Here is a 12,053-nt window from a genome sequence, read left to right on the forward strand (position 1 = left end):
ATATAACCTCCAAAAATAAGTACTCAGATTAATGTTTGACAAACCACAGCGTGTTCAAAAAGCCGCAGAAGATCAAGAATGAAAAGACGACAAAGTTAAACGTAATAAACATGGCCACGCCCTTGGTAAAGGCATTGGTCTTGATATGCAGGTGCTTGCGCTTGTAACGCAGCCACCAGTCATTGATGACCAATGCGCTCCCATGCAGGAAACCATAGAGAATGTAGTACCAGGTAACCCCGTGCCAAAAGCCCATGACCAGCATATTGATCATGTAGGCAACCGATGACAGGACGTTGCGGTTTTTAAACCAATGCTTCTTGCTGGCCAAAAAGACGAACCGCATGAAGATGTAGTCACGGAACCAGAATGAGAGCGTCATGTGCCAGCGATTCCAGAATTCCTTGATGTTTTTGGAAACGAACGGCTTGTTGAAGTTCATTGGCGTCTCGACACCCATCAAATAACTGATGGCCACGGCAAACAGCGAGTAGCCGGCAAAGTCGAAGTAAAGATCGCCAGCATAGACGTAGGCCACGGCAACGACCCACCAGCTTAAATGCGGTGCGTACATTAATGCCTGGTGCTCAACGAATGGCAGCCAAACCTGACCAAACAGGTAGGCCAGCACGAACTTGTATAAAAAGCCGATGAAAAGATATTTAACGGCCTTACCGACCATTTCAAGGTATTTTTCACGACTGGGGACTTTGCGATAGTCTTTTGAAAAACGCCGGTAGCGATCAATCGGTCCGGAAGTGATGGTTGGCATAAACAGCAAAAAGCGGATGAACTTCCACCAGTTGAGGTCTTTAACGGCGCCATCACGCGTTTCGATAATCGTTCCGACCGCCCGAAACGTCAGGTAGCTGATGCCCAAAAAGCCCAGCAGCGAGTTATGACCGACCATTGCCGGCGTGAACTTGACGATGATGATCGGTAAAAGCGATAGCAGCGTCATCAGGTAAAAGACGCCCGCCGAGTTCTTTTTTTGCCGATAATGGAAATATCCCATTACCAGGATCGTTTGATAGACCACATATCCGATCAGAGAAATCATCTGCGAGGCACTGGAGCCATCGAACATAAAGAAGATAAACAGGAAGCTGACGATGGCCTCATACCAAGCCAGCCGCTTGCCAAAGTACAGGCTGATTCCCATTGGCAAGACGGCAATCAGCAGGTAGATAAAGTACGATGGCGTGCCATAAGCCGTGTAGTTGGGAAGACTTTCAAGCCAGCTCATTATTGATTGGCCTCCGCGATCATCTGCTTAACCGCAATCTTGCCATTTGCGGACTTCGGGAAGCTGTCAACGTAAACGAACTGGGTTGGCATCATATAGTCCATGATCTTGCCAGCCAGACTTTGACGAATGGCTTGAGTCAGTTCCTTCTCATCTTTAAAGTCGTTGGGCTGTGCAATCACGTAGCCGATCAAATGACTGACCTGATGCTTCTTGTTGTACTTCGGCACGGCAATGGCCTGCTTGATGTATTCGCTCAGTTCCAGACTGTTGCGGACCTCATCCAGCTCAACCCGGAAGCCATGCAGCTTGATCTGAAAGTCCATCCGGCCGATGATGTGGCGGATGCCGTCTTGATCGATAAAGCCTTCGTCACCAGTGCGATATGACTGGACGCCGTTGTATTTAAAGAAGTTTTTAACCGTTTTTTCAGGGTTATTCATGTAGCCCTTAGCCACGCTGTCCCCACTGATGATGATCTCGCCATGGACGTTTGGCTCATCAACGGGCTGCCCGTCCTTCCAGATCGTGGTAGTTACGCCAGGCTTGTCGTAGCCGATTGGCAACCGTTCGTGACTGTTGGCCATTGCCGGCGTGATTTCCATGCTGGTAACGGCCACGGCAGCTTCGGTTGGGCCATAGGTGTTAAAGACGCGCGCATCGGGGAACCGTTTGAACAGTCGCTTGACGGTTGAGGTCGTCAGCTCTTCGCCACAGAAGACAAAGTACTTTAGGTTCGGCATCTGTTCGTGATTGAACTGAGGACTGAGCAGCGCCATGTCGCCAAATGAAGGCGTGCCGACAAAGACCGTAATGTCAAGCTTAGGCAGCGTGGTAAACAGCTGACCCAGGTTTTGAACAACGGCTAGTGGCAGGGTCTGCACCGTGCTGCCGGACAAAAGACCAGTCAGCCAGTACATATGCGAGACGTCAAACGAGAATGGCACCTGACCCAGGTAGATCTGGTGAGCTGGGATGTCAAAACTGTCGCCCAGCATCCAGTTGGCAAATGAACAGATATTGTCGTGGCTGATCTCAACTCCTTTTGGCGAGCCGGTGGTACCAGAAGTAAACAGCACGTAGAAAGGATGGTCGCCGGTGACTTCATGCGTAACCTCGTATGAAGTCTTTTGGGCAAAGATCTGTTCCAATTCATATTTATTAATCACGGCCCCGTCGTAGTTCAGCTTTTCAACGGGAAAGTCATCGATGGCGACGACCAGCCGCGGATTGGCCGCGTCAATAATCGACTGCATACGGGGCAGAGCTGAGCCGACTTCAACGGGAATGTAGGCGTGACCTGCTTTTAGGCCGCCGACAAAACCGGCCACCATTTCAAATTGATGGTCGCCATAAAACATGATCGGACCATCTTTAGGAACGATTTTTTCTTGGTCGAGCCAAGCCGCGAAAGCATTTGAATCAACCAATAAATCTTGGTACGTGTGAGTCTGACCCATTTCGTCATAGACGACGCGCGTGGCATTTTCTTTTGCGACGCGGTCAAACTCGCGAACAATGTTAGAAATCATTTTTTCCTCCGCTAGAATTCGTTATAGATAAACGGTGCCTGTCCAGCGCCATAGTATCCGTATAAGTAGATCAACAGCATTAAGACGATAAAATAAAAGAACGTTTTAAGCAGAAATCCAGCGACAGGGTGGCGTTTGAGAGCTGCCAACATTCACTAATCACTCCTTTACCTAAATCGGATTTGGAAAGGTACTACCTTACTATATACCAAGTCAAGGAAATTAAATATTAAGCCTTGCTTAAGAAAAACATGTTTAAAATCTTGAAATAAAACTACTTTTCCCAATCAAACGTTGATATATCAGTATTTGAGTGAGTCTTAACCAGGGGTGAATCTAAATAAAATATTAATAAAATACGAAGAAAGTTTGAATTTTGCCACGCTGAAACTTTCACGCGATCTGTGCTATAATGTCACCAACGCGAATGCTTGTTCGATAGAAAGGAAGGTCTCATGAGATTTTTACATACGGCCGATTGGCATATCGGTAAGAAACTGCATGATTTTTCGCTTGCTGAAGATCAGACCGCGGCGTTTGATCAGATTGAACGGCTGGCGAAAGACTATCAAGTCGATGCCGTTGTTATTGCAGGTGATCTGTATGATCGGGGCTTAGCCAGCGAGCAGGCGGTTGAGCAGCTGAATGGAATGCTCAAGCAGCTGAATCTAAATGACCATCTGCCGCTATTGGCGATCAGCGGCAACCATGATTCGGCCGCGCGCCTGGCGACGGGCAGTGAATGGTTTGAGACGACCGATTTTTATCTGCATACCACGCTGGCCAGTGCGTTTGAACCAGTTACGATTATGGATACGCAGTTTTTCCTGCTGCCATTCTTTAACCTGCAGGCAGTCCGCAATTATTTCGAACAAGACGTTAAGACAATCAGCCAGGCGATGACTTTAATTGTTAATCAAATGAAGCAGCTTTTCGATCCTGATAAAAAGCACGTCTTGGTGGCGCACTTTTTCGCGGCGGGCAGTACGCATACCGATTCTGAGATCCAAGTTGAGGTTGGGGGATTGGATGCCGTGCCGACCACGCTGTTAAAAGACTTCGACTACGTGGCACTGGGGCACCTGCATAATCCGCGGGCGTTAAATGAAGAACGCATGCGCTACAGCGGCTCGCCACTTAAGTTTTCGGTTTCAGAGGCCAATCTGCAAAAAGGGGTCTGGATTGTCGATACGAATCCATTCAAGCTCACTTGGGCCCCCTTGCAGCCTAAGCATGATCTGATCATTTTAGAAGGCTCATTTGATGAACTGACGCAAGGGAAAATCGCAGCTCAATACGATCAAACCCAAGACTATGTTGCCATCCGCCTGACCGATACCAAGCTGATCAGCGACCTGATGAATCGGCTGCGGGCTCGTTATCCTAAGATTGTTGAGATCAAGCGCCCCAACCAGCAGGACGACGCCAGCATCGCGACCATGACGATGGCCAGTCATGATCCGCTGACGCTGTTGGATGAATTTTATGAAAAGGTGCATCCTGATCAGCAGCTGGATGATCAGCAGCGGCAGTGGGCATCGGCAGCTTTGACCAAGGTTGAGGAGGAAGAAAATTGAAGCCTTTAAAACTGAAAATGGAGTATTTTGGCTCATATGTCAATGAGACCGTTGATTTTGCTCAATTTGACGAAGTGCCGCTGTTTTTGATCAGTGGCAAGACGGGCAGCGGCAAGACCACGATTTTTGACGCGATGTGCTTTAGTCTGTTTGGTACAACGACTGATAATAATCGCAATGGGCGGACGGCTGAAAAACTGCGCTCTGATTTTGCCAAGGAAAAGGATCTGACACGGGTCTCATTTTGGTTTGAGCATCAAGGCAAGACCTATCAGATCATTCGGGAGCCGAAACAGGATCGGCACAAGAGTCAAAAAGTAGACCTGTTTTATGAAAAAAACGGTCAAAAAGAAGAAATCACCAAAGTTACCGACGCCAATCAATTTATTGAAGATCTAATCGGCATCAACGCTGATCAGTTTCGCCAGATCGTTTTGCTGCCACAGGGTAAGTTTCGTGAGTTTCTGGAGTCGGACAGCAACAATAAAAATGAATTGCTGGCGGAGCTGTTTGGTACGCAGCTATACGCGGACTGGACCCAGCAACTCAAGGATCAGCTGACGGCAGCACAGGATGCCAGCCATGACAGTCAAAAGCAAATGGAACATTTGATGGCCAGCATTGAAGAGCTGGCTGACCAAACCGATCCCGTTCAATGGCTACAAGCCGCCGCGACGCTGTTAAAACAGCATGAACAGCAGCTGACTCAGCAAGTCGAGGCTGCTGTGGCTGCCCAGGCAAAGGCTAAAAAACTCGATGAACAGTTTCACGTGGAACAAAATCTGCAGACCGCCTATGATGAGCTGGCCCAAAACCAAACCGTTCAACAACAGTTGGATCAGCAGCAATCAGCAATCCAAGCTAAGCAGCAGCTGATTGACGAGCTGCAGTGGGTTCGCCATCAGCAAACTGATTACGTTGCCTGGCAGCATGCCCAGGCGGCTATCCAAGATTTGCAAAACGATCTGCAGCAACAGCAGACGGCAGCTACGGAACTTGATCAAAAACTGCAGCAATTGCAGCATCGTGCTCAAGAGCTGAACCAGCAGCAGCCAGCCATTGATTCGATCAATCAGCAAAAAATCGCTTTGGCAAGCCTGCTGCCCCGGTATCAAGAAACGGCCGAACTTAAAGAACGCATTCAAACTGAGCAGCAAAAACTGGCTAAACTCCAAAAAAGCCAGCAGCAGGTTCAAACCGTCTGCCAGCAGCAGACGGTTTTACTGGAGAAAACGGCACAGCAGATTCAAAGTCTGCAACAGCAAACCGATCGGCAGTTGATTGAAAAAATGCTTGAGGAACGCAGCACCGGACAGGCATTACTCAAGCGACTGCAGGATCTGCAGAGTAAGTACCAGACGATAACTGATCAGCAAGCCAGCCTGCAGCAGGCCCAACACGAGGAAGAACTGGCTGTACAGCATTATCAGGCCGCGCAGACCGCCTTTCAAGAAGCTGATCAAAAGCACGCGGCTCTTCAGATTGCTGAACTGGCGACTCATCTGGTTCCGGGTCAGCCTTGTCCGGTCTGCGGCTCAATTGATCATCCCCAGCCAGGCAACCTAGCCGCTAAGATCTCGCTTGATGAGATTCAAGTTGCCGGTGTGGCTTTAAAACAGGCGCGCCAGGCTTTAGACGATGCGCAGGCCCAAAAAGTCAAGGCTCAGGAAAAAACGGTCAATCTGACCCAGCAGTTGGATAACTTAAAAGATGAATACACGACTGAGCTGACGAAATTAAGACATGACAGTCAGCTGCCGGCGACCGATCTTGCCCAGCTGGCCGCCAAACTGCAGGAGCGTATGAATGAGACCGCCCAACGGCTTAAAAAGACTCAGGCAGCTATTGAAGAATTAAAGCAGGCGCAACAAGAACAGCAAAAACAGCAGCAGACATTGGATGAATTGACGGCCCAGCAACAGAAACTGGATCATGATCAGCAGCTGCTGACGGCCCAGCTGGCAGGACTCAATGATGAGCTGACGGCTAAAGTAAAGCAGCTGCCGTCAGCATACGCTGATTTGCTGACAGCCAAAAAACAACTGCATGATTGGCAAATTCAGCTGCAGGATTATCAGCAAAAAAAGGATCAGAACCAAACCGAACTGCAGCATCAACAGCAGCGCGCCGCCGCAATAGCTGCAACGATCAGTCATGATCAAGAAAACCTGACGCAGCAGCAGCACCATCACCAGCAATTGGCTAAGACACTGCAGCAAGCATTAAAAGATCATGATCCCAATGCCCAGTGGTCACGCTATGCAGAAGACTTTGCCCAACTGGATCAGCTGGAATCGCTGCAGCAGACCGTCAATGAATATCAACAAGCGGTCAAGATCAATCTTGACCGGCGTCAGCACCTGCTGGCAGCCATCAACGAACGGCCCCGGCCGCAGCTGGCGGAGACGCAAAAAGCTCTGCAGGCAGCTACGACCATGCGCGATGAAAAGCAGCGGGAATTAGGGCGCTTGAAAGAACAGCTCCAACAGCAGCAAAAAACGGTTCAGCAGGTTGATGAGATCCAGCAGGAACAAGGCAAACAGCAGGCCAAACTGGATCGGCTCAGTGATCTGGTCAATACCATGAATGGCAAGAATTCAATGCGGCTGACTTTGGAAAGATATGTGCTCAGACACTACTTCAAAGAGGTCTTGAACAACGCCAATCCACGGCTCAGACAATTAACCGCTGATCGCTATGAGTTCTTTTTGGAAGAAAGTACCGGCTCAAACAATAAATGGAGCGGATTGGAAGTCAGCGTTAGAGATCGTGATGCCGGCAAGGATCGCAGCGTGCATACCCTGTCTGGAGGAGAGACTTTTGCTGCCTCGCTGGCCCTGGCGCTGTCGCTTGGTGAGATCATTCAGCAGCAGGCCGGGGGAATTCAAATTGATGCTCTGTTTGTCGATGAAGGCTTCGGCTCGCTGGATCAAGCCGCGCTGGATAATGCATTGCAGGCGCTGCAGACTTTGGAAGGCAATTCGCGTATGGTCGGGATCATCAGTCACGTGACCGAATTGGAAGAACGGATTCCCGATCAGCTCAAGATCAGTTCCGATAAGGGCCACAGTCACGTCAGCTATCAGCACGACTTTGCAATAAATTAGCCGAAAAGATTGCCAAATCAGGCAGGATGTAATAAGATAGCGATGATATAAAACACGAAGACATTTTAAAGTAGATCTCAAGAGAGCTGTCGGGTGGTGCAAGGCAGCGATCGAAACTCCGGTGTCGTTAAATGTGGGCGGGTAATGCCGCACGGGTTCATGGCCGTTATCCATGCAGAGCGTGACAAATCTTTGTCGAACTTGGGTGGTACCGCGGAACCAGAGCCATTTCGTCCCAAAATATGGATGAAGTGGCTCTTTTTATATACTTAGGAGGAATTTTAGATGCTCGATATCAAGAAGATTCGTAAAGACCCTGAATTCTTTAAGCAGAAGCTGGCAACGCGCAACGTTGATCCAAAAGACATTGACGAAGTATTGGCCCTGGATGAAAAGCGGCGTGAACTGCTGCAGCAGACCGAAACGCTGAAGGCTAAGCGTAACGCGGCCTCCAAGAAGATCGGTGAGGCCAAGCGCAACCATGAATCAGCCGATGACGCGATTGCCGAAATGCGTCAGGTTGGTGAAGACATCAAGAAGCTGGACGTTGAGGTCGAAGAAAACGACGCAATCTTAAACGACAAGCTGGCGCACCTGCCAAACGTACCGCGTGATGGCGTGCCGGTTGGTCCTGATGAAGACAGCAACCGTGAAGAATACAAGGTGGGCGAGCCGACTAAGTTTGCCTTTGAGCCTAAGCACCACTGGGACCTGGGCGAAAATCTCGGGATTCTGGACTTCGACCGGGCAGCTAAGGTTTCCGGCGCGCGGTTCGTCTACTATGTCGGCTTGGGTGCTCAACTGGAACGGGCCGTTTACAACTTCATGCTGGATGAACACATGAAGGAAGGCTACACGGAAGTTCTGCCGCCATACATCGTCAAGGCTCAATCCATGTACGGTACTGGTCAGTTCCCTAAGTTTAAGGAAGGCGTCTACCAGGTCAATGGCGAGGACATGACGCTGATTCCAACGGCGGAAGTGCCTTTGACCAACTACTTCTCTGGTGAAGAGATCCCAACCGATAAGCTGCCAGTATACGTAACGGCGCTGTCGCCATCGTTCCGTTCTGAAGCTGGTTCGGCTGGTCGGGACACGCGTGGTCTGATCCGGATGCACCAGTTTAATAAGGTTGAAATGGTTAAGTACGTTAAGCCAGAAACCTCATTTGACGAACTGGAAAAGATGACTAAGAATGCTGAAAACATTCTGCAAAAGCTTGGCCTGCCATACCATGTCATTACGCTGTCGACTGGGGATATGAGCTTTACTTCAGCAGAAACGCATGATATTGAAGTTTGGATGCCAGCTCAAGACAAGTATCGTGAAATCTCCAGCTGCTCGAACTGTACTGATTTCCAAGCTCGCCGGATGCACATTACCTACCGTGACGAAAACGGCAAGCTGCAGCTGGTCCACACGCTGAACGGTTCTGGTTTGGCAGTTGGCCGGACGGTAGCCGCAATTTTGGAAAACTACCAAAACGAAGACGGTACGGTAACGATTCCAGAAGCACTGGTACCTTACATGCATGGCATCACCAAGATCACGCCAGAAAACGCGGTGCCATTCAACTACCTGCACAAGTAAAATCCAATCAGCGGTCGCGTTTGGAGTCTGCTGAGAATGTCTGGTAAACTAGAGACAAAGAAAGTTTCAACCAAGCCAGACACGGAAAAAATAAAGCCCCTTGCCGTGTCGGCTTGCTGCACGGAAAAGGGGCTTTATTAGTGCTTTAGAAAGGATGCATATTTATGCCACGCCAATCAATCAAGCTCAAGTGGCTGTTCATGGCGAGTCTGCTTAATAATGCCGGCGCCGCGATGCTTTGGCCGTTGACAACGATCTATGTGCATGAGTACTTGAACAAGTCGATGACGGTCGCGGGCTTGGTAATCTTTTTCAGTTCCATGGGGATGATGTTTGGCAACTACCTGGGCGGCTGGCTGTTTGACAACTGGAAGCCTTACGCGGCCGCGGTGATCACCGTAACGGTCGCCACTTTGGGAAATATCTTGATGATTTTCTTTCATGGCTGGCCGATGTTTCCGATTCTGCTGGCAGTGATCTGCTTTGCGGACGGCTCGGGACTGACCGTGATCAATTCCTATGGCTCGGCCGTCACGGGACACACTGCTCGCTATGTCTATAACATGCTGTACATGGCGCTTAACGTGGGGGTCGTAGTCGGGACGCTATTGGTCGGGACGCTGTTGGACCTGGGAATCGAGATTGTCTTTATCGTAGCCAGCGTCTGTTATGGTGCCTACCTTTTGATTACGGTACTGCACTTTAACGTTGACGTACGGCCTAAGGCAACGGTTAAAAGCCAGCAGGCCGTGGCGGTTAAGAGCCCGCGTCACAACGTCCACATCGTCTATGCCTACTGTCTGTGCCTGGTAACGGTCTACCTCAGCTATGCCTTATGGGAAAGCGTCATGTCGGTGCACATTACCGATATGCATATTCCATTCTTTGCCTACAGTCTGCTGTGGACGATCAATGGGGCCGTCATCGTTTTGGGCCAGCCCCTGGTTACCAGACTGGCCGACTATCTTTCGGTTAAGCGGCAGATTATTATCGGGATTGCGATTTTTGCCATTTCATTTCCGCTACTGATCTGGGTACACAGTTTTGCGATGTTTGTCGTTGACTTTGTGATCCTGACGATTGGGGAAATGGTCGGGATTCCTTCCGTGCCAGCCTATATCGATGTCTTGACTGTCGCTGAGGAAACCGGTAAGTATCAAGGAATGCCCAATGTTGCCATGTCGATTGGCCGGGCGCTGGGACCAGTGTATGGCGGTTGGGTTGTTGACCAGGCCGGCTATAACTTCTTGTTTGTTTCGGTCTTTGTCATGATGCTGGTGACCTGGCTGTATGCGATCATGGTTTCCAGACGCTCAGTCAAGGTAATCAAGTAAAAATGTCTTGTCGTGCTTAGGTACGGCAAGGCATTTTTTTGTGTTTGCCTTATTTTGGCATAGATAATGACAGCTATCGAAAATTGACGATCCCGGCAACAGCTGTCGACGACTATAATATAAGTAGAAATGAAATCGTTTTCGGAAAAGGAGTGGATATTTAGAAGGGAAGGCGATTGCAATGACGAATCCAAAGGTACGGGATAATCAATTAAGCTTTGCCGGGCTGGTCGCGATCTGTGTCAGTGCCATGATTGGTTCGGCGATTTTTGATCTGCCTAAAAACATGGCGACGGTTGCGGGGGCAACGGCGCAGATTCTGGCCTGGATTACGACGGGGATCGGCATGTGGCTGATTGCCGAGGTCTTTATGATCCTAAGTGCCGTGAAGCCAGATTTGACGGCCGGCATGTATGATTATGGCGTGAAAGGTTTTGGACCATTTGTTGGCTTTTTGACCGCGTGGGGATATTTTGTCTCCAACTGTGCGACCAATGCGGCGTTTGCGGTGCTGGTCATGAACACGCTCAACTACTTTTTCCCTGGTACGTTTGCGGGTGGCAACAACTGGCCGTCAATGATCGGGGCCTCGCTTTTGACTTGGGGAATGACGGGGCTGACCTTAAAAGGCACCAAGTCTTCCAATCGCATGCAGAAAATCGCGATGACGCTGCTGATGGTTGTGATTACCGTCTTAATCGTATCTTTAATGGGGAACTTCAGCTGGCAGAAATTCACGACTGATATGCAGGCCAACGTGGTGATGCCATCCGTGCACAATCTGAATCTGGGCAGTGTATCTCAGCAGACGCTGGCCACGATGATGGTTACGCTATGGATGTTCAGCGGGATTGAGGGAGCAGCGGTCATGGCGGGCCGTGCCAAGAAGCGCAGCCAGGTTAGAATGGCTACGCTGGTCGGGTTTCTGATCTGCATTACGATCGATATTTTGATCAGTCTGCTTTCGCTGGGAGTCTTCTCATATGGTCAGTTGATGCGGCTGGCCTCGCCTTCTACGGCCGCGATCCTGACCAGTATCTGGCACAACGTCTGGGGCCGCAACATCATCAGTCTGACCTTGATCTTGACGGTGCTGGCCAGCTGGATCTCTTGGCTGGAAATGATCTGTGAGCTGCCGCAGCATGCCGCCGAACAGGATGGTACTTTTCCGCGGGCATTTGCCAAGACCAACGCCAACGATCAGCCAGTGTTTGCCATTTTGATTGCCACGGTAACAATTCAGGCCATTATTCTGATGGCGCATTTTGACGGTCAGGCCTATGAAAAGCTGCTTTTAATCAGCGCGGCGACGACGATTCCGCCTTATCTGGTTGCTGAGGCCTACTTGTTTAAGATCGCTATGCATCATGAATACAGCGGCAAGCATCATCCAAAGCGGGGGATGATTATTGCGGGGTTGGCCTTTGTTTACACGCTGCTGATGGGCGTTTCGGCAGGCTTAAAGTACACGGTGGCTGAATTCATCGTCTATCTGGTGGGGATGCCAATGTATCTGTACGCGCGTCGTCAGCATGGCCAAATAGTTTTCAGTCATGCTGAAAAGATCCTGGCAGCCGTGATTATCGTCATTGCCGTTTTGGGAATCGACGTTTTGATGGGGCTGATCAAACAGCCGTTTATGACGCTGCTTTCCTTGGGTCATTAGA

The 12,053-nt window shown here is 49.7% G+C and carries 8 protein-coding genes; 5 read left to right on the forward strand and 3 right to left on the reverse strand.

All coding sequences use genetic code 11. The features are described 5' to 3' along the window. Positions 1-28 precede the first annotated feature (28 nt). From dltB to H0G69_RS00265, 3 genes are read right to left on the reverse strand one after another with little or no spacing between them, the layout of a single operon-like run. A complete protein-coding gene (gene dltB, locus H0G69_RS00255) occupies positions 29-1,246 on the reverse strand; it encodes a D-alanyl-lipoteichoic acid biosynthesis protein DltB (protein ID WP_370760539.1) in 1,218 nt (405 codons plus the stop codon). Beyond that, the gene (gene dltA, locus H0G69_RS00260) at positions 1,246-2,778 is read right to left on the reverse strand and encodes a D-alanine--poly(phosphoribitol) ligase subunit DltA (RefSeq protein WP_180304891.1); all 1,533 of its coding nucleotides are present in this window, start codon (positions 2,776-2,778) and stop codon (positions 1,246-1,248) included. The genes dltB and dltA overlap by 1 nt, the downstream gene beginning before the upstream one ends. Positions 2,779-2,789: 11 nt before the next feature. Then, on the reverse strand, positions 2,790-2,930 hold the full coding sequence (locus H0G69_RS00265) for a teichoic acid D-Ala incorporation-associated protein DltX (protein WP_006499288.1): 141 nt from the start codon (positions 2,928-2,930) through the stop codon (positions 2,790-2,792). A 303-nt stretch (positions 2,931-3,233) separates the two neighbouring features. Between H0G69_RS00265 and H0G69_RS00270 the strand changes: the two genes are divergently transcribed. The 5 genes from H0G69_RS00270 (at position 3,234) to hdcC (ending at position 12,052) form a co-directional block, all read left to right on the forward strand. After that, positions 3,234-4,355, forward strand: coding sequence for an exonuclease SbcCD subunit D (locus H0G69_RS00270; protein WP_180304892.1), 1,122 nt, complete (start codon positions 3,234-3,236; stop codon positions 4,353-4,355). Then, complete coding sequence (locus tag H0G69_RS00275) at positions 4,352-7,462, forward strand: AAA family ATPase (RefSeq protein ID WP_180304893.1); 3,111 nt, start codon at positions 4,352-4,354, stop codon at positions 7,460-7,462. The genes H0G69_RS00270 and H0G69_RS00275 overlap by 4 nt, the downstream gene beginning before the upstream one ends. A gap of 285 nt (positions 7,463-7,747) precedes the next feature. Beyond that, the gene (gene serS, locus H0G69_RS00280; RefSeq protein ID WP_180304894.1) at positions 7,748-9,052 is read left to right on the forward strand and encodes a serine--tRNA ligase; all 1,305 of its coding nucleotides are present in this window, start codon (positions 7,748-7,750) and stop codon (positions 9,050-9,052) included. A gap of 164 nt (positions 9,053-9,216) precedes the next feature. Further along, positions 9,217-10,386 carry an MFS transporter gene (locus H0G69_RS00285; RefSeq protein WP_180304895.1) on the forward strand — a complete coding sequence of 390 codons (1,170 nt, stop codon included), beginning with the start codon at positions 9,217-9,219 and terminating at the stop codon, positions 10,384-10,386. A 181-nt stretch (positions 10,387-10,567) separates the two neighbouring features. Further along, a complete protein-coding gene (gene hdcC / locus H0G69_RS00290; protein ID WP_180304896.1) occupies positions 10,568-12,052 on the forward strand; it encodes a histidine-histamine antiporter in 1,485 nt (494 codons plus the stop codon). The last annotated feature ends 1 nt before the right edge of the window (position 12,053 follow it).

Source organism: Limosilactobacillus mucosae (genome assembly GCF_013423865.1).
In the GTDB taxonomy this organism is placed as follows: Bacteria; Bacillota; Bacilli; order Lactobacillales; family Lactobacillaceae; genus Limosilactobacillus; species Limosilactobacillus mucosae.